The following is an 18844-nucleotide window of genomic DNA, read 5'->3' on the forward strand; positions in this document are numbered from 1 at the left end:
GGCAGCCTGTAGGCGCAGAAAGGGCGGCCACCCTGTCAGGGGGTGGCCGCCCTTCCGTTTGTGCCTCAGAGGGCGTCGTACGGGCCTCAGAAGGCGTTGCACGGGCCCCGGAGGGCCCGTACGGCCTTCGTTAGACCAGTGCGCTGCCCGGGAGCTCGACCTTGGCGCCCAGCTCGACGAGCTTCTCCATGAAGTTCTCGTAGCCGCGGTTGATCAGCTCGATGCCGTGGACCCGGGACGTGCCCTGGGCCGCCAGGGCCGCGATCAGGTACGAGAAGCCGCCGCGCAGGTCGGGGATGACCAGGTCGGCGCCCTGGAGCTTGGTGGGCCCGCTCACGACCGCGGAGTGCAGGAAGTTGCGCTGGCCGAAGCGGCAGTCGGAGCCGCCCAGGCACTCGGGGTACAGCTGGATGTGCGCGCCCATCTGGTTCAGCGCGGAGGTGAAGCCGAGGCGCGACTCGTACACCGTCTCGTGGACGATGGAGAGGCCGGAGGCCTGCGTCAGGGCCACGACCAGCGGCTGCTGCCAGTCCGTCTGGAAGCCGGGGTGCACGTCCGTCTCCAGGGCGATCGCGTTGAGCGAGCCGCCCGGGTGCCAGAAGCGGATGCCCTCGTCGTCGATCTCGAAGGCGCCACCCACCTTCCGGTACGTGTTGAGGAAGGTCATCATCGAGCGCTGCTGGGCGCCGCGCACGTAGATGTTGCCCTCGGTGGCCAGCGCCGCCGACGCCCAGGAGGCCGCCTCGAGGCGGTCCGGGAGCGCCCGGTGGGTGTAGCCGTCGAGGCGGTCGACACCGGTGATCCGGATGGTCCGGTCGGTGTCCATGGAGATGATCGCGCCCATCTTCTGCAGAACGCAGATGAGGTCCTCGATCTCGGGCTCCACGGCCGCGTTCGACAGCTCGGTGACGCCCTCGGCGAGGACGGCGGTGAGCAGCACCTGCTCGGTCGAACCGACCGAGGGGTACGGGAGGCGGATCTTGCAACCGCGAAGACGCTGGGGGGCCTCCAGGTACTGACCGTCGTCCCGCTTCTCGATCGTGGCGCCGAACTGGCGCAGGACGTCGAAGTGGAAGTCGATCGGCCGGCCGCCGATGTCGCAGCCGCCGAGACCCGGGATGAAGGCGTGACCCAGTCGGTGCAGCAGCGGGCCGCAGAACAGGATCGGGATGCGGGACGAGCCGGCGTGCGCGTCGATGTCGGCGACGTTCGCGGACTCCACGTGCGTCGGGTCGAGGACGAGCTCGCCGGGCTCCTCGCCCGGACGGACCGTCACCCCGTGCAGCTGGAGCAGTCCGCGGACCACGCGGACGTCACGGATGTCGGGAACGTTGCGCAGTCGGCTGGGACCGCTGCCGAGCAGGGCGGCGACCATCGCCTTGGGCACGAGGTTCTTCGCGCCGCGGACGCGGATCTCGCCCTCCAGCGGGGTTCCGCCGTGGACAAGCAGGACATCGTCTGTGCCGGTCATGAATCTCGCGTTCCGGTCGGGTCGGTCGGGTGGCCAGAGAAAAGGGTAAGGGGCCATGGGACCCCGTTCGGGTGTGTCGGGGGGTCTGTCAGATGTAATGAATTCGGCACAACACCCTCTGTTCCCGTGATCTTGCGGAGCGTTACCGTCCGCTTGTGCCGGTTCGTCCGTACGGGAAGACCCGCCGCGCCCTTCTGAACTGCGAAGGCCGTCGACTTCCCGCCGCCGCACCCCCATCGGGCCCGACAGCCCCCGCGAACGCCGAAGATGCGGGATCATGTGTCGCATGACCGAGGTGTCCTCGCTCACAGGACGGCTGCTCGTGGCCACCCCCGCGCTGGCGGACCCGAATTTCGACCGCGCGGTCGTCCTGCTGCTCGACCACGACGACGAGGGCTCGCTCGGCGTGGTCCTCAACCGGCCGACGCCGGTGACCGTCGGCGACATCCTCGCGCCCTGGGCCGCACTCGCCGGCGAACCCGGCGTCGTCTTCCAGGGCGGCCCCGTCTCGCTCGACGCGGCGCTCGGCGTCGCCGTGATCCCCGGCGACGAGGGCCCCCTCGGCTGGCGCAGGGTGTACGGAGCGATCGGCCTCGTCGACCTGGAGGCCCCGCCCGAGCTCCTCGGACCGGCCCTCGGCTCCCTGCGGATCTTCGCCGGGTACGCGGGCTGGGGCCCCGGCCAGCTGGAGACCGAGCTGGGCGACGGAGCCTGGTACGTGGTCGAGTCGGAGCCCGGCGACGTCTCCGCGCCGCACCCCGAGACCCTCTGGCGGCAGGTGCTGCGCCGCCAGCGCGGTGAACTCGCGATGATCGCGACGTACCCCGACGACCCGTCCCTCAACTGACCCCCGCGGCTTTCAGTACCCTTGGCGGTTATGAGCACTCTCGAGCCCGAGCGCGGGGCAGGTACGGGAACCCTCGTGGAGCCGACTCCGCAGGTGTCCCACGGTGACGGCGACCACGAGCGCTACGCCCACTACGTCCAGAAGGACAAGATCATGGCGAGCGCCCTCGACGGGACTCCCGTCGTGGCGCTGTGCGGAAAGGTCTGGGTGCCGGGGCGCGACCCCAAGAAGTACCCGGTCTGTCCGATGTGCAAGGAGATCTACGAGTCCATGGGCGCCGGCGGTGGCGACAAGGACAAGGGCGGCAAGGACAAGTAGGCGGATCCCGCGGGGCGTGTGGATCCCGCGGGTCCGGTAGGTCCTGACGTCGGGGACGGCCCCCGTCGTGCGTGCTTCGGCATGCGCGACGGGGGCCGTTTCGCGTTTCCGGGCAGTGCGTCGGGGCCGTTGCACAGGGTGCTTTCGCCGGTCACGGAGTGGTTGAAGTGGTCGAGACCTCTTGTCGGCTCGCCGGAAGCGCGCCTAACCTCACGCGTGTTGTGCAGAACGAAACGCGCATTGCGCATGTTGCAACGGACGCACTCGGAGGGGATCCGCCCATGAAGCTTCCTGCCCGCCTCGCCGCCCCGGCAGCCGTACTCCTGCTCGCGGGGCTCACCGCCACGGCCTGCGCGCCCCAGACGTCCGACGGCAAGGCGACGGCGGACGAGAAGAGCGGCACCCTGCGCGTCTGGCTCTTCCAGGAGGTGAGCAACAAGCCCAAGGAGCAGGTCGTCGACCAGGCCGTCGCCGCCTTCGAGAAGCGGAACCAGGGCACGAAGGTCGAGGTCGAGTACATCCCCGTCGAGACCCGCGCCCAGCGCGTCAAGGCCGCCTTCAACGACCCCAAGTCCGCGCCCGACCTCATCGAGTACGGCAACACCGACACCGCCGGATACGTCAAGGACGGCGGACTCGCCGACATCAGCGCCGAGTTCGCGGCCTGGGACGAGGCCAAGGACACCGACCCGACGGCCCGGCAGTCCGTCACCGTCGGCGGCAAGGTCTACGGCTCCCCGCTCTTCGTCGGCCTCCGCGCCCTCTACTACCGCACCGACGTCTTCAAGGAACTCGGCCTCACCGCCCCCAAGAGCCAGGCCGAACTGATCGCCACCGCCAAGAAGATCCGCAAGGCGAAGCCCGACCTCTACGGCATCGCCGTCGGCGGCGCCTACACCTACGGCGCCATGCCCTTCGTCTGGTCGGCGGGCGGCGAGATCGCCACCGAGAACAGCGGCACCTACAAGGCGGCCATCAACAGCGAGGCCGCCCGCAAGGGCATCGCCACCTACACCTCGCTCTTCGGCGACGACAACTGCCCGGCCGCCAAGTGCGCCCAGATGGGCGGCAACGCCACCGTCACCGCCTTCGCCTCCGGCAAGGCCGCCATGGCCATCGGCGGCGACTTCAGCCACGCGGCCGTCGAGGCCGGCACGGTCAAGGGCAAGTACGCGGTCGTCCCGCTGCCCGGCACGGCCCCCGGCTCGATCGCCCCGGCCTTCGCCGGCGGCAACAACATCGGCGTCCTCAAGAGCACCTCGCACCGCACCCTCGCCGTCGACCTCCTGAAGTCCCTCACCGGCAAGGACACCCAGGGCAAGCTCTTCGACGCGATGGGCTTCCTGCCCACCTACACCGACGTACGGGCCGCCGCCGCCCAGCGCCAGCCCTTCGTGAAGCCCTTCATCGACACCCTCGACGCCGGCACCAAGTTCGTCCCCGCGTCCCCCGGCTGGGGCCAGATCGACTCCTCCCTCGTCCTGCCGACGATGTTCCAGGAGGTCGTCAGCGGCCGTAAGGACATCAAGGCGGCGGCCGACGACGCCGCGAAGAAGATGGACGCGGCCTTCGCGCCGGCGAGCTGAGACGCATGACGACCTCGATCGAACGCACGGAGAAGCGGACCGGCACGACCGCGCGCCCGGCCCCCCGGCGCGGCGCGCGGACCCCCCGCACCGCCCGGCGCACCAGCGCCTGGACCCCCTGGCTGTACCTCCTGCCCGCCCTCGCCGTCATCGGCGGACTCCTCGTCTACCCCGTCTACCAGCTCGGCCTCATCTCCTTCCTGGAGTACACCCAGGCCCAGGTCAGCGGCGGCGAACCCACGTCCTTCAAGGGGTTCGGCAACTACACGACCCTCTTCTCCGACCCCCAGTTCTGGCAGGTCCTCCTCGCCACCGTCGTCTTCGCCGCCGCCTGCGTCGTCACCACGCTCGCCGTCGGCTGCGCCCTCTCGGTCCTCCTGACCCGGGTCCGGGCCCTGCCCCGGCTCGTCCTGATGGTGGCCGCGCTCGGCGCCTGGGCCACGCCGGCCGTCACCGGCTCCACCGTCTGGGTCTTCCTCTTCGACCCCGACTTCGGCCCGGTGAACCGGCTCCTCGGCCTGGGCGACTTCTCCTGGACGTACGGGCGGTACAGCGCCTTCGCCCTCGTCCTCCTCGAAGTCGTCTGGTGTTCCTTCCCGTTCGTGATGGTCACCGTCTACGCGGGCATCAAGGCCATCCCGTCGGAGGTCCTGGAGGCCGCCGCCCTCGACGGCGCCTCGCAGTGGCGGATCTGGCGCTCGGTCATGGCGCCGATGCTCCGGCCGATCCTGGTCGTCGTCACCATCCAGTCGATCATCTGGGACTTCAAACTCTTCACCCAGATCTACGTGATGACCAACGGCGGCGGCATCGCCGGCCAGAACCTCGTCCTCAACGTGTACGCGTACCAGAAGGCCTTCGCCTCCTCCCAGTACAGCCTGGGCTCGGCGATCGGCGTGGTCATGCTGCTGATCCTGCTGGCCGTGACCCTGGTCTACCTGCGGCTCCTGCGACGCCAGGGAGAAGAACTGTGAGCGCGTTCCGTATACGCAGGCCCGGGCGCCTCGCCGCCGAGGCGGTCACGCTCCTCGTCGCGGCGGCCGTCGCCTTCCCCCTGTACTGGATGGTCCTCTCGGCCCTCAAGCCTGCGGGCGAGATCCAGTCGACCGACCCCCGGCCGTGGACGCTCTCCCCGTCCCTCGACTCCTTCCGGCGCGTCTTCGAGCAGCAGGACTTCGGCCGCTACTTCCTCAACTCGCTGATCGTGGCGGGCACGGTCGTCCTCGCCTCCGCGCTCATCGCCTTCCTGGCGGCGACGGCGGTCACGCGGTTCCGCTTCCGGTTCCGGACGACGCTCCTCGTCATGTTCCTGGTCGCCCAGATGGTGCCGGTCGAGGCGCTCACCATCCCGCTGTTCTTCCTCATGCGGGACTTCGGGCAGCTCAACACCCTCGGCTCGCTGATCCTGCCGCACCTCGCCTTCTCGCTCCCCTTCGCGATCTGGATGCTCCGGGGCTTCGTCAAGGCGGTCCCGGAGGCCCTGGAGGAGCAGGCCCAGATCGACGGGGCGAGCCGCACCCGGTTCCTGTGGCAGATCCTCTTCCCGCTCGTCTTCCCCGGCCTGGTGGCGACGAGCGTCTTCTCCTTCATCTCGACCTGGAACGACTTCCTCTTCGCGAAGTCCTTCCTGATCAGCGACACCTCGCAGTCGACCCTGCCGATGGCGCTGCTCGTCTTCTTCAAGCCCGACGAGAACGACTGGGGAGGCATCATGGCGGGTTCGACCGTGATGACGATCCCGGTCCTCGTCTTCTTCGTACTCGTACAGCGCCGCCTGGTCTCGGGCCTCGGCGGGGCGGTGAAGGACTGACGTGATGACAGACGACGTGACGACCGACGACGTGAACCTGATCCCGGCGCCGTTGACCGTCGCGCGCGGCGGGACCGGCCCCGGCGCCACCCGTGTCGCGTTCGACGCGCGGACGACGCTCGACGCGGGACCCGGCACCGAGAGCACCGCGCGCTGGCTGCGCACCACCCTGGGCGCCGCCACCGGACTGCCGCTGGCCGACGGCGCGGGACCGCACGCCGTACGGCTGCGGATCAGCGAGGAGGTGGAGCGGGAGCACGGCCCCGAGGGCTACCGCCTCTCCACCGAGGCCGAGGCCCCCGACGCCGCCGTCGTCATCGAGGGCGGCGGCCCCGCCGGGGTGTTCTGGGGCGCCCAGACCCTCCGTCAGCTGCTCGGCCCGGAGGCGTACCGCAGCGCGCCCGTGAGGGGCGGCGACTGGGACCTCCCGTACGTCACGGTCGAGGACGCCCCCCGCTTCGGCTGGCGCGGGCTCCTCCTCGACGTCTCCCGGCACTTCCTGCCCAAGGACGACATCCTGCGCCAGCTCGACCTCCTCGCCGCCCACAAGCTCAACGTCTTCCACTTCCACCTCACCGACGACCAGGGCTGGCGCATCGAGATCAAGCGCCACCCCAAGCTGACCGAGGTCGGCTCCTGGCGGGCCCGTACCAAGTGGGGACACCGGGCCTCGCCGCTCTGGACGGAGGCCCCGTACGGCGGGTTCTACACCCAGGACGACATCCGCGAGATCGTCGCGTACGCCGCCGAGCGGCACATCACCGTCGTCCCCGAGATCGACCTCCCGGGCCACGCGCAGGCCGCCATCGCCGCCTACCCCGAACTCGGCAACACCGACGTCGTCGACACCGCCGCCCTCACCGTCTGGGACACCTGGGGCGTCAACCCGAACGTCCTCGCCCCGACCGAGGACGTCCTGCGGTTCTACGAGGGCGTCTTCGAGGAGGTCCTCGGCCTCTTCCCGTCCACCTTCGTCCACGTCGGCGGCGACGAGTGCCCCAAGGACCAGTGGAAGGCCTCCCCGGCCGCCCAGGCCCGCATCAAGGAGCTCGGGCTCGCCGACGAGGACGGGCTCCAGTCCTGGTTCATCCGCCACTTCGACCGCTGGCTCGCCGCCCGCGGACGCCGCCTGATCGGCTGGGACGAGATCCTGGAGGGCGGCCTCGCGGACGGCGCGGCCGTCTCGTCCTGGCGGGGGTACGCGGGCGGGATCGCCGCCGCCGAGGCCGGCCACGACGTCGTCATGTGCCCCGAACAGCAGGTGTACCTGGACCACCGTCAGGCGCCGGGCGAGGACGAGCCGATGCCCATCGGATACGTCCGCACCCTGGAGGACGTCTACCGCTTCGAGCCCGTCCCGCCGGGGCTCTCGCCGGAGGCCGCCGCCCACATCCTGGGAACCCAGGCCAACGTCTGGACCGAGGTCATGGAGAACCGGTCCCGCGTCGACTACCAGGTCTTCCCGCGCCTCGCCGCCTTCGCCGAGGTCGCCTGGTCCGCGCTGCCCGCCCCGGAAGACCGCGACTACACCGGCTTCGAGCGCCGCATGAACACCCACTACCGGCGCCTCGACGCCCTCGGCGTCGACTACCGCCCGCCGACCGGCCCCCAGCCCCGGCAGCGTCGCCCGGGAGTGCTCGGCAGGCCCCTGGAAGGAGCGCCCCCGATCGTGTGAGACACCTCGCGTCCCCGGTTCACCCAAGAGCGGCGAAAGGGAAGTTACCGTCGCTCCTGGGGCGTCCCGGACGGAACAGTCCTTCGCGGACCCTCGCGCCGGACGGCTCGGAAGATGTGCCAGAGTTGCCACGTCCGGCCTGTGAGCACGTACGGTACGCCCACACGCAGGCGCGACCGCCGGGCACAGTCGGGGACCACCGGGACACCGGGAAGGGGCAGCGGGTTGACCACGCACGCACCACAGACGGCGCAGTCCGTGACGCTGCCCGCCTCGCTCGACGAGGCCGTGGCGGCGCTCACCGCCATGCCGGCCGCCGTGCCCGTCGCCGGCGGCACCGACCTGATGGCCGCCGTCAACAGAGGTCAGCTCCGCCCCGCCGGACTCGTCGGCCTGAGCCGCATCAACGAGATCCGCGGCTGGCAGTACCAGGACGGCCACGCCCTCCTCGGCGCGGGCCTCACCCACGCCCGCATGGGCCGCCCCGACTTCGCCGCCCTCATCCCGGCCCTCGCCGCCGCCGCCCGCGCCGCGGGACCGCCCCAGATCCGCAACGCGGGCACCCTCGGCGGCAACGTGGTCACCGCCGCGCCGACCGGCGACTCGCTGCCCGTGCTCGCCGCCCTGGAGGCCGACCTCGTCGTCGTGGGCCCCCTCGGCACCCGCGAGATCCCCGTCTCCCACCTGCTCGCGGGCCGCGACCTGCTGGCCCCCGGCGAGCTCGTCGGCTTCGTCCGCGTACCGCTGCTCCACGCCCCCCAGGTCTTCCTCAAGGCCACCGGCCGCACCGGCCCGGCCCGCGCCACCGCCTCCGTCGCCGTCGTCCTCGACCCGGCCCGGCGCGGCGTGCGCTGCGCGGTCGGCGCCGTCGCCCCGATGCCGCTGCGCCCGCTGGAGGCGGAGCGCTGGATCGCCTCGCTGGTGGACTGGGACAACGACCGGGGCCTGGCCCCCGAGGCGCTCGCGGCGTTCGGCGAGTACGTCGCCGCCGCCTGCATTCCGGACCCGCCGGGCGACGAACAGCTGCCGCCCGCCGTACAGCACCTGCGGCGCACGGTCGCCGCACTCGCCCGACGGGCACTGGGGAGGGCACTGGCATGAGCAACGACGAACAGCACGGGAACCCGGGCGGCTGGGAGCCGATCCCGCAGAGCGAGGGGTACGACGGCGACGCGACCGCCTTCGTCCAGCTGCCGCCCGACTTCATGCTGGACGGCGTGCCCCTGGAGGCGCCGGGCCACGGCTACGTACCGCCGATGATCATGCCGCTGCAGCCGCTCACCCCGGCGGCGGCGACCGACCCGGCGGCGACGGGCGCGTGGACGGTGCACCTGCCGACGCAGGCGGAGCAGGTCCAGCACTTCGACCAGGTCGAGCACGTGGATCACGTCGATCGTGTGGATCACGTGGATCGCGTCGAGCACGCGGGCCAGGCGCAGGACTTCGGGCAGGGCCAGGGGACCGAGTACTTCGAGCAGGGCGAGTACGTCCAGCACGGGTCGCAGCACGCGGAGGGGTTCGGCCAGGACCCGCACGCGACGGCCGAGTGGAACTTCGCGGGCTCGACGGCCTCGGTCGACTCCACGGGCCAGTGGGAGATCCCGGTCGCGCCGGAGCAGGCCGTACCGGAGCAGGTCGCACCGGAGACCGCCGTACCGGAGACCGCCGCGGCGGAAGCGGTCGAGCCCCCGCACCGCACCTCGTACGACCAGGCCCCGGCGACCCTGCCGGGCGGCGCGCCCGCGCCGTGGGCGCTGCCGGAGGAGCCGGTCGCGGAGGCCGGTCAGGCCGACGCCGATGCGGTCCAGGACGCCTCCGAGCCGGAGCCGGAGCCCGACGCGGACTCCCCGGCCGAGATCCCGGTCGAGGCGCTGGAGGAGACGGCCCCGGCCCCCGAGCCCGACCCCGCGCCCGACGTCTACGCGTCCACGGACAGCGACGAGCACCCCCACACCTCGTACACCCTGCGGGTCAACGGCGCCGACCGGCCCGTCACCGGTTCCTGGATCGGCGAGTCCCTGCTCTACGTCCTGCGCGAGCGCCTCGGCCTCGCCGGGGCCAAGGACGGCTGCTCCCAGGGCGAGTGCGGCGCGTGCAACGTGCAGGTCGACGGCCGGCTCGTCGCCTCCTGCCTGGTGCCGGCGGCGACCGCCGCCGGATCCGAGGTGCGGACGGTCGAGGGCCTCGCCACCGACGGCGAGCCGTCCGACGTGCAGCGGGCGATGGCGAAGTGCGGCACCGTCCAGTGCGGCTTCTGCATCCCGGGCATGTGCATGACCGTGCATGACCTCCTGGAGGGCAACCACGCCCCCACCGAGCTGGAGACCCGCCAGGCGCTCGCCGGCAACCTCTGCCGCTGTTCCGGCTACCGGGGCGTCCTCGAAGCCGTACGGGACGTCGTCGCCGAGCGCGAGGCGAGCGCCGCGGCCACGGCGCCCACCGCGCCCGAGACCGCCGCCGAGCTCCGCGTCCCGCACCAGATTCCCCACCCGCACGACGGAGGCATGGCGTGAGCAGCGACGCGACCACCGCCGTTCCCGTTCCCCCTGTCCTGGACACCCCCGGGGCACTGGACCAGGAGCCGGCCGCGCACGGCCTCGGCACCTCGCTCCCGCAGGCCGAGTCACGGGCGAAGACCGAGGGCACCTTCCCGTACGCCGCGGACCTGTGGGCCGAGGGCCTGCTCTGGGCCGCGATCCTGCGCTCCCCGCACCCGCACGCCCGGATCGTCTCCGTCGACACGACGGCCGCGACCGCCATGCCGGGCGTACGGGCCGTGGTGACGGCCGCGGACGTCCCGGGCGCGGCGACCTACGGCCGGCGCGTCGCCGACCGGCCCGTCTTCGCCTCCGACCTGGTCCGGCACCACGGCGAGGCCATCGCCGCCATCGCCGCCGACCACCCCGACACGGCCCGGCTCGCCGCGGCCGCGATCAGCGTCGAGTACGAGCTCCTCGACCCGGTGACCGACCCCGAGAAGGCCTTCGCCGCCGAGGCGCTGCACCCCGACGGCAACCTGATCCGGCACATCCCGCTGCGCTTCGGCGACCCGGACGCGACCGGCGAGGTCATCGTCGAGGGCCTGTACCGGATCGGCCGCCAGGACCCCGCGCCCATCGGCGCGGAGGCCGGCCTCGCCGTGCCCCGCCCCGACGGCGGCGTCGAGCTGTACACGGCCTCGACCGACCCGCACACCGACCGGGACCTGGCCGCCGCCTGCTTCGGCCTCCAGGCCGAGCAGGTCAAGGTGGTCGTGACCGGCGTCCCCGGCGCCACCGGAGACCGGGAGGACCCGGGCTTCCAGATCCCGCTGGGCCTGCTCGCGCTCCGTACCGGCTGCCCCGTCAAGCTCACCGCTACGCGCGAGGAGTCCTTCCTCGGCCACGCCCACCGCCACCCCACCCTGCTGCGCTACCGCCACCACGCGGACGCGGAAGGGCACCTGGTGAAGGTGGAGGCGCAGATCCTGCTCGACGCGGGCGCGTACGCCGACTCCTCGTCCGAGTCCCTCGCGGCGGCCGTGGCCTTCGCCTGCGGCCCGTACGTCGTCCCGCACGCCTTCGTCGAAGGCTGGGCGGTCCGCACGAACAACCCGCCGTCCGGCCATGTGCGCGGCGAGGGCGCGATGCAGGTGTGCGCCGCCTACGAGGCGCAGATGGACAAGCTGGCGGCCAAACTGGGCGTGGACCCGGCCGAGCTGCGCATGCGGAACGTGATGGCCACCGGCGACATCCTGCCGACCGGCCAGACCGTGACCTGCCCGGCCCCCGTGGCCGAACTCCTCGCCGCCGTACGCGACTTCCCGCTCCCCCCGCTGCCCAAGGACACCTCGGAGGACGACTGGCTGCTGCCCGGCGGCCCCGAGGGCGCGGGCGAACCCGGCGCGGTGCGGCGGGGCGTGGGCTACGCCCTCGGCATGGTGCACATGCTGGGAGCGGAGGGCATGGACGAGGTCTCGACGGCGACCGTGCGGGTCATGGACGGCGTGGCCACGGTCATCTGCTCGGCCGTGGACACCGGCTCGGGATTCTCCACGCTCGCCCGCCAGATCGTGCAGGAGACCCTCGGCATCGACGAGGTCCAGGTCGCACCCGTCGACACCGACCAGCCGCCGGCGGGCCCGTCCGCCCACGGCCGCCACACCTGGGTCTCGGGCGGGGCGGTGGAACGCGCCGCCAAGATGGTCCGTACGCAGCTCCTCCAGCCGCTGGCCCACAAGTTCGGCATGTCGACCGAGCTGCTCCAGATCACCGACGGCAAGATCACCTCGTACGACGGCGTGCTCTCGACGACGGTCACGGAGGCGATGGACGGCAAGGAACTCTGGGCCACCGCCCAGTGCCGGCCCCACCCCACCGAGCCCCTCGACGAGGACGGCCAGGGCGACGCCTTCGTCGGCCTCGCCTTCTGCGCGATCCGCGCGGTGGTGGACGTGGACATCGAACTCGGCGCGGTACGGGTCGTGGAGATGGCCGTCGCCCAGGACGTCGGCCGCATCCTCAACCCGGCCCAGCTCGCCACCCGCATCGAGGCGGGCGTCACCCAGGGCGTCGGCGCGGCCCTCACGGAGAACCTCCGCACCGCCCGCGGCCTGGTCCGGCACCCAGACTTCACCGGCTACGCACTTCCGACATCCCTGGATGCCCCGGACATTCGCATCGTGAAACTCGTCGAGGAACGCGATGTCGTGGCCCCGTTCGGCGCGAAGGCGGCGAGCGCGGTCCCGGTCGTCACCTCACCCGCCGCAGTGGCCTCAGCGGTGCGCGCGGCGACCGGACGACCCGTCAACCGCCTCCCGATCCGCCCGCAGGCGGCCGTCGCCGTGCCCAATTCGTAACCATGTGATGTCCGTTGCTTGTGCAACCGGGAGGTGCGGACTGTCGTCGTTCCTGACTACAGTGAACTCCTAGACTTGGTTGACGCGGCACGGTGTTGACGCGGCACGGTGGTTCACACGGGGGAGGAGCGCGGCATGGAAGCCTCGTTGGGTGGGATGGCGTCCGGGATGCGGGCGGCAGCCGTCAAGTACAGCGCCGACTCCATGGAGTCCTTCAGGAAGCAGGTCGAGGGGCTCATCGAGGACCTCCAGGGCTCGCACGCCGAACCCGGGAAGTTGAAGGCCGAGAATCCGGTGACCCGCACGCAGTTCGGCGGCGGCGGCGCCGCCTGGGGCGAGGCCCAGGGCGCCTACGCGGCGTACGACGGGACCCTCTCGCGCCTCGTGGAGCTGTCCGGGCTGCTCAACGACTGCCTGGAGGGCCTGGGGATCGCGGTGGTCGCCTCGAAGAACGGCTTCGAGGAGATGGACGACGACATCAAGCGCAAGATGATCGACATCCACCAGCGGACCTTCGACGCCAAGGAAAAGGCGGACAAGGAAGCGGGCCGTGGTGCGCCGGCGAGCGAAGGCGGCCAGGCCACCGAGGGTGGCGGCAACTTCCAGTAGGCGGGTGCGGACGGAATGTCGGGGACACGGGGAAGAGGCGAGGCATGAGGCCTGCAGAGGGCGGCGGAGGCGGCGGCGGAACGAACTTCCGCGGCATGTCCCATCAGCAGATGTTGGCATGGCTGGACGAGGCCAGCAGTTTCTACGTCGGTGACGCGGCGACGCGGCTGAAGGCGGTCGGGGACCAGCTGGAGAAGATCGCCGCCGAGCTGAGCGCCAGCATGCGGCGCATGGACTGGGAGGGCGAGGCCGAGAAGGCCTTCGTCGAGTGGGCCACGAACGTGGCCAACTCGACGAAGGGGCTCGCGGACTACAGCAAGGGCGGGGCCAAGTGGATGGAGGAGAACTCCTCCGCCATCGCCTCGGCGCAGAGCGCCATGCCCCGGTACACGTCCCACGCGTCCGCCAAGGAGAACCTCGAAGCGGCGATGAAGTACCGCAACGATCCCGACTCCCGGACGATCGCCAGCAACGCCCGGTCCCAGATGGCCGCGAGCGAGGAGCTCGCCGCCATCAAGGCCAAGGAAGCGGCGAACAAGGAGGCGGCGGCGAAGGAGATGGACCGCCTCTCCGAGGCGTACAAGTGGTCGTCCCTCCACATGGGCAACAACGTCCCGCCGACGTTCCCGCCGCCGCCGGGGGCGTTCGTCCCGGACGACGCCGGTAACAGCGACAGGTCTTCCTACGTCGGTTCCACCCCTCAGGGCGAGCGGCGCTCCCAGGGCACGGACACGAGCACGGACACGGGCACGCGCACCCAGCCGGACACCCGGTCCACGCACGAGACGACCACGATCCCGCCGAAGGGCGACACGACCGGGCCGACGGACGTGATCCGGCCGACCGACCGGCCCCCCGTCAGCACCGAGGTCCGGCCCGAGGTTCCTGTGGACCTGGGCATCGACAGCGTGGACACGCTGCCGTCCCCGACCCACACCACCACCGGGCCGGGGCCGACGACGCAGGGCACGCCGCCGCCGATCACGAAGGACGGCGGTACGCCTCCGTTCGTCACCACGGGCATGCCGCCGTTCCCCTCGAAGGGCGGCCCGGGTCCCGTGGGGCCCACCGGGCCCGTCACCGGAGGCACCGGCAACCCGCGCGGTCCGGTGACCGGCGGTCAGCGCGCCGGTCTCCACGTTCCTCGTGAGGGCATCAGCGGCGGACGCCAGGTGCAGAGCACGCAGGGGCGCCCCGCGACCGGCCTCCCGCGCACCACCGCCATCGGCACGGAGCAGGGCGGGCGCAACGGCTCGGGCATGGGCCGTGGCATGGGCGGCGGCATGGGCGGTTCCATGGGCGGCGGCATGGGCGCCGGCCAGAACGGCATCAGTGGCGGTCGCCGCCTCGCCGGTGAGACCGGCGGGGTCGTCGGCGGCAAGGCGCAGCGTCCCGGCACCGCAGCGGGCGGCGCGCGTCCCTTCACGCCCGGCGGCTCCGGCCTCGTGCGCGGAGGCACCACGCGGGCCGGTGACGAGCGCGAGGACACGAACGGAGAGCGTCCCGACTACCTTGTCGAGGACGAGGAAACCTGGCAGCAGGGCACCCGCCGCGTGGCGCCGCCCGTCATCGACTGATCAGCGCGAGGAAGCAGATGTCTACCAGCAGTACGCGTCGGAGCCGTGCCCGAGTCACCGCCTCGGCCGCCTTGGGGATGCTGCTGGTGGGCATCGCTTCCGTCCCTGCCCACGCGGAGGAATTCCGCGCCCAGCAGTGGTACCTGGACGCCATGGGCGCCGAGGAGATCTGGCAGCTCAGCACGGGCAAGGGCGTCACCGTCGCCGTCATCGACACCGGTGTGGAGAAGCAGAACCCCGACCTTCGGGGCCAGGTTCTCCAGGGCAAGAACTTCGCTCCGGACAAGCCCGGGGACGAGTACACCGACTACACGGGGCACGGAACGGGCATGGCCGGCCTCATCGCAGGCACGGGCGACCGTGACGGTGGCAACGGGGCTTTCGGTCTGGCTCCGGGGGCCAAGATCCTCCCCGTGCGCGTGCCCGGAGGAGAACGGGGCGCGACGAGCCAGGCGGCGGCCGACGAGGAGTTCAACAAGGTCATGCCGCAGGCGATCCGCTACGCCGCCGACGCCGGAGCGAAGGTCATCAGCATCTCGCAAGGCGCCAAGGCGGGATCGCCGCAACTCACCGAAGCGGTGAAGTACGCCCTGGCCAAGGGCGCCCTGGTCTTCGCAGCCACCGGGAACGGCGCCGAGAAGGGCAACGACGTCGAGTACCCGGCGGCGACTCCGGGTGTCGTCGGCGTGGGAGCCGTCGACAAGAAGGCGGTTCGTACCGCCGAGTCGACGCACGGCTCTCAGGTCGACATCGTCGCCCCCGGCAAGGACATGGTGCACGCCTGCGGCGGTGGCACGGGCATGTGCAAGTCCTCCGGTACCAGTGACGCCACCGCCCTCGCCTCCGCCGCCGCCGCGCTCCTGTGGTCGAAGCACCCCGACTGGACCAACAACCAGGTCCTGAAGGTCATGCTCAACACCGTCGCCAAGCCCGCCGGGGGCGAGAAGCGCAGCGACTTCATCGGCTACGGGGCCATCCGCCCCCTTCGCACGCTGAAGACCCCCGGCGACCCGGGTCCGGCCGACGTCCGGCCGATCGACGACCTGACCGAGGCCGCGACCGCCACGCCTTCCGCCCCGGAAACCCTGCCCTCGGCCGACCCCGGTCCGGTGGAGTCCACCACCGCGGCCCCCGCGCCGGCCCCGCAGGCCTCGGCCGAGGAAGGCGGCAACACCGGCCTCTGGATCGGGCTCGGGATCGGTGCGGCCGTGCTGCTCGGTGCCGGTGTCGCCGTATCCGTACTTCGTTCGCGGCGGAGCTGAGTCCGTCCGTCCCTGCCGCTGAACGTCCGTGACTCACATGGAGAAGAAGTAGATGTCGTTCGACGAGGAGTGGGGCCAAGTCCGCAGCGAGGCAGCTGCCATGAGGCTCAACGGTGTGCCCGCCGAGGGTGGCGGGGGTGGCGGTCCCAGCGACTACAAGGTGACCTCCGCCGATCTCAAGGCCATCGGCAACGAGGCCCAGGAGCTTTTCCACTGGTTCGAGCGGGACGCCTTCCACGCGGGCGCCCAGACGGACGCGGCGGCCAAGAGCCTCGACGGCGACGGGTTCCAGACCGGCTCGGCGATGTGGACCATGTGGGACATGTGGCGGGACCAGTCCGAGACGCTCCTCAGTGCTTGTGCACACATCCACAACCACCTTGAGGACACGGTCATCAGCCACGCCAACCATGAAGAAGTGCTGATCACGAACTTCTCCATGTCCACGATCGACGAGCACTTCAAGTAGGCCGACGGCGCGCGGCACGGCACGGTACGACGCGGTACGGCAACGGCTGACGAGGGACGTTAGATGCTGAAGTTCGACCAGGTTCTCCACGCCCGGCTCGGCAGCCTCCAGGAGGCTGCCTCGGTGTGGTCGGAGGCGGTGTCCAAGCTGGAGAAGAGCAAGGACAAGGCCGAGACCGGCCTCAGGGGCAAGGCGGAGAAGGCCGATTGGAAGGGCGAGAACGCCGGGGTGACCCAGGCGTTCGTCAGAAAGACCGCCAAGGAGTTCGGCGACGCCCTCATCGGGGCGACCAGCATCCGCAACATCCTGCGTGACGCGCACACCGAGTTCCAGGCGGCGAAGAGCGAGCTGGAGAAGCTGGTCGAGCAGGCCCCGGGCAAGGGCATCCGCATCGACCAGGACGGCGTCGTCAGCTATCTGATCCACCCCGACCGCCGGTCCAAGGACTACGACGGCCCCAAGCCCGAGCAGGCCGACTTCGAGGCGATGCGCTCGGCGATCAAGGCCGCGGTCGACAAGGCGAACAACGCCGACGACGTGGCATCGCGCGCGCTGCGCGGCCTCGTCGGCACGGACAAGAACAACTTCTCCGGTACCAGCTACGACTCGCTCGCCGCCGCCTCGAAGGTGCAGGACGCCGAGGACGCGCACGCCGCATACGAGCTGTACAAGAAGGGCGACGACGCCACCCCGGCGGAGATCGACAAGCTCAACGCCCTCTTCAAGGCCAACCAGAAGGACCCGTACTTCGCCGAGAAGTTCGCCCTGGAGGTCGGACCGAAGGGCTCCATGGAGTACTGGGCCGACATGGGCGACCCGAGCGACGGCTCGCGCCTCGGTGTCGACCACCGCGACAAGCTGAAGGAACTCCAGACGAACTGGAGTCTGACGCTCGCCACCGCGACCCATTCCACGAGCCCCGAGATGGAGCAGTGGAAGGCCGACGTCATCAAGGCCGGCAGCGAGCCCATCCAGACGCGCGGCACCAGCCCGTACGGCTTCCAGGTCATGAGCAACCTGATGCGGGTCGGCGACTACGACGACAAGTTCCTGAAGGACTACGGCAACGGGCTCGTCACCACCGAGCGGAAGATGACGCACGACGGCCGGCTGCCCGCCGACCGCGCCTGGCACGCGATGAACGGCATGCCGTCCCACCTGAACTGGCAGGGCGGCGACCTCGGCAACGACCCCATGATCGGTTTCATGGAGGGGCTCGGGCACAACCCCAAGGCGTCGACGGACTTCTTCAACAGCAGCATCGACGTCACGCCCGAGAACTCCAAGGACAACAAGAAGATCGACCCCTTCGACTACTTCACGAAGGACCGCGAGTGGCCCGAGGAGCTCAACGACAAGGGTGACAGGACCAAGGAGCCCGGCTACAACGCGCTCGGCCACGCCCTGGAGTCCGCGACCACCGGCCACCCGTACGACGCCGAGACCGAGGGCCTCAAGGACGTACGGACCAAGGAGAACGCTGAGGTCATGCAGAAGGTCGTCGAGCGGTACGGCGACGACCCCAAGTACATGCACAAGCAGCCGGGCATCGACGACAGCCTCGGCAAGATGGGCGCCGCCTACATCGACGAGCTGAACCGCTCCCTGGAGACGGACAGCGACACGACGATGGAGGAGAAGAAGAACTCCCCCTTCGGCAACAACGACGACAAGGGCAAGTCCCGGTTCGGCGAGGAGTTCGACACCGGGCTGCTCTGGAACCGCGGCGACGCCGTCAACTTCATGGGCATCGTGTCGCAGAGCGAGACCGGGCACTCCACGCTCTCGGCGGCCGAGATGCTGTACACGACGAGCGTCCTCGACGAAGTCGGCCCCAAGCCGGGATCCACCTTCGAGGACCGGGACCTCACCGACGCCCGGACGACCCTGCGCATCGGGTCGGAGGCGCAGGGAATCATGGACGAGTCCCGCATGGCGCAGATCGACAAGGACTACGAGAAGGACTCCGAGGAGCACAAGAAGGCCGTCGGCAGGACGACCGAATGGGTCAAGTTCGGGGTCGGCGCGGTCGCCGCGGGCGGTGTCGTCGCCCTGACGGGCGGCGCCGGTGGCGTACTCGTACCGCTGGCCGCCGAGACGGTGGGCGGGGCCGTGACGACCTTCATCGGCATGGAGGCCGACGACATGGCCGAGAAGTACGAGAAGGACGAGCTCCTCAAGAAGAAGTCCGACGACCTGAAGGACGAGGCACTGGCCATGGGCAAGGAGAACTCGCTCAGGCCGGGCATCGCCTACGCGAACGCCCCCGGCTGGAGCGAGCGGGACCGGAACTACCTCGACGAGGAACTGGTCAAGTACGTCCGCGACTCGCGCATGCACTCCCGCGACAACTCGCTCCCCGACCCGTACGAGAAGAAGTGAC

Annotated in this window: 15 protein-coding genes; 14 read left to right on the plus strand and 1 reads right to left on the minus strand. The window is 71.0% G+C overall.

Annotated elements, in window-relative coordinates; all coding sequences use genetic code 11:
• Window positions 1–130: 130 nt before the first annotated feature.
• Window positions 131–1471: a UDP-N-acetylglucosamine 1-carboxyvinyltransferase gene (gene murA, locus ACZ6K0_RS42280; RefSeq protein WP_024761664.1), complete on the minus strand. Its 1341-nt coding sequence runs from the start codon at window positions 1469–1471 to the stop codon at window positions 131–133.
• 286 nt (window positions 1472–1757) lie between these two features.
• On the opposite strand from murA, the gene ACZ6K0_RS42285 reads away from it, so the two are divergent.
• From ACZ6K0_RS42285 to ACZ6K0_RS42350, 14 genes are all read left to right on the plus strand, one after another.
• The gene (locus ACZ6K0_RS42285; RefSeq protein ID WP_376405327.1) at window positions 1758–2318 is read left to right on the plus strand and encodes a YqgE/AlgH family protein; all 561 of its coding nucleotides are present in this window, start codon (window positions 1758–1760) and stop codon (window positions 2316–2318) included.
• A gap of 30 nt (window positions 2319–2348) precedes the next feature.
• A complete protein-coding gene (locus ACZ6K0_RS42290; RefSeq protein WP_024761666.1) occupies window positions 2349–2636 on the plus strand; it encodes a DUF3039 domain-containing protein in 288 nt (95 codons plus the stop codon).
• Window positions 2637–2917: 281 nt separating this feature from the next.
• Entirely contained in the window at window positions 2918–4222 is a 1305-nt protein-coding gene (locus ACZ6K0_RS42295; RefSeq protein WP_469236087.1) for an extracellular solute-binding protein, read from the plus strand.
• A 5-nt stretch (window positions 4223–4227) separates the two neighbouring features.
• Entirely contained in the window at window positions 4228–5196 is a 969-nt protein-coding gene (locus tag ACZ6K0_RS42300; protein WP_376405332.1) for a carbohydrate ABC transporter permease, read from the plus strand.
• A complete protein-coding gene (locus ACZ6K0_RS42305) occupies window positions 5193–6032 on the plus strand; it encodes a carbohydrate ABC transporter permease (RefSeq protein ID WP_376405334.1) in 840 nt (279 codons plus the stop codon). The genes ACZ6K0_RS42300 and ACZ6K0_RS42305 overlap by 4 nt, the downstream gene beginning before the upstream one ends.
• A gap of 4 nt (window positions 6033–6036) precedes the next feature.
• Window positions 6037–7707, plus strand: a complete 1671-nt coding sequence (locus ACZ6K0_RS42310; RefSeq protein WP_469236088.1) for a beta-N-acetylhexosaminidase — start codon at window positions 6037–6039, stop codon at window positions 7705–7707.
• Between the two features lie 225 nt (window positions 7708–7932).
• On the plus strand, window positions 7933–8808 hold the full coding sequence (locus ACZ6K0_RS42315; protein WP_469236089.1) for an FAD binding domain-containing protein: 876 nt from the start codon (window positions 7933–7935) through the stop codon (window positions 8806–8808).
• On the plus strand, window positions 8805–10220 hold the full coding sequence (locus ACZ6K0_RS42320) for a (2Fe-2S)-binding protein (protein ID WP_469236090.1): 1416 nt from the start codon (window positions 8805–8807) through the stop codon (window positions 10218–10220). The genes ACZ6K0_RS42315 and ACZ6K0_RS42320 overlap by 4 nt, the downstream gene beginning before the upstream one ends.
• Window positions 10217–12544: a xanthine dehydrogenase family protein molybdopterin-binding subunit gene (locus ACZ6K0_RS42325; RefSeq protein WP_376405342.1), complete on the plus strand. Its 2328-nt coding sequence runs from the start codon at window positions 10217–10219 to the stop codon at window positions 12542–12544. The genes ACZ6K0_RS42320 and ACZ6K0_RS42325 overlap by 4 nt, the downstream gene beginning before the upstream one ends.
• Before the next feature lie 135 nt (window positions 12545–12679).
• Complete coding sequence (locus ACZ6K0_RS42330) at window positions 12680–13153, plus strand: hypothetical protein (protein WP_469236091.1); 474 nt, start codon at window positions 12680–12682, stop codon at window positions 13151–13153.
• Window positions 13154–13197: 44 nt separating this feature from the next.
• The gene (locus ACZ6K0_RS42335; RefSeq protein ID WP_469236092.1) at window positions 13198–14730 is read left to right on the plus strand and encodes a hypothetical protein; all 1533 of its coding nucleotides are present in this window, start codon (window positions 13198–13200) and stop codon (window positions 14728–14730) included.
• 17 nt (window positions 14731–14747) lie between these two features.
• Window positions 14748–15992, plus strand: a complete 1245-nt coding sequence (gene mycP, locus ACZ6K0_RS42340; RefSeq protein WP_469236093.1) for a type VII secretion-associated serine protease mycosin — start codon at window positions 14748–14750, stop codon at window positions 15990–15992.
• Window positions 15993–16044: 52 nt separating this feature from the next.
• Complete coding sequence (locus ACZ6K0_RS42345) at window positions 16045–16461, plus strand: hypothetical protein (protein ID WP_469236094.1); 417 nt, start codon at window positions 16045–16047, stop codon at window positions 16459–16461.
• 63 nt (window positions 16462–16524) lie between these two features.
• Window positions 16525–18843 carry a hypothetical protein gene (locus ACZ6K0_RS42350; RefSeq protein ID WP_469236095.1) on the plus strand — a complete coding sequence of 773 codons (2319 nt, stop codon included), beginning with the start codon at window positions 16525–16527 and terminating at the stop codon, window positions 18841–18843.
• Window position 18844 lies beyond the last annotated feature (1 nt).

The organism is Streptomyces sp. NPDC042346, assembly GCF_055581845.1.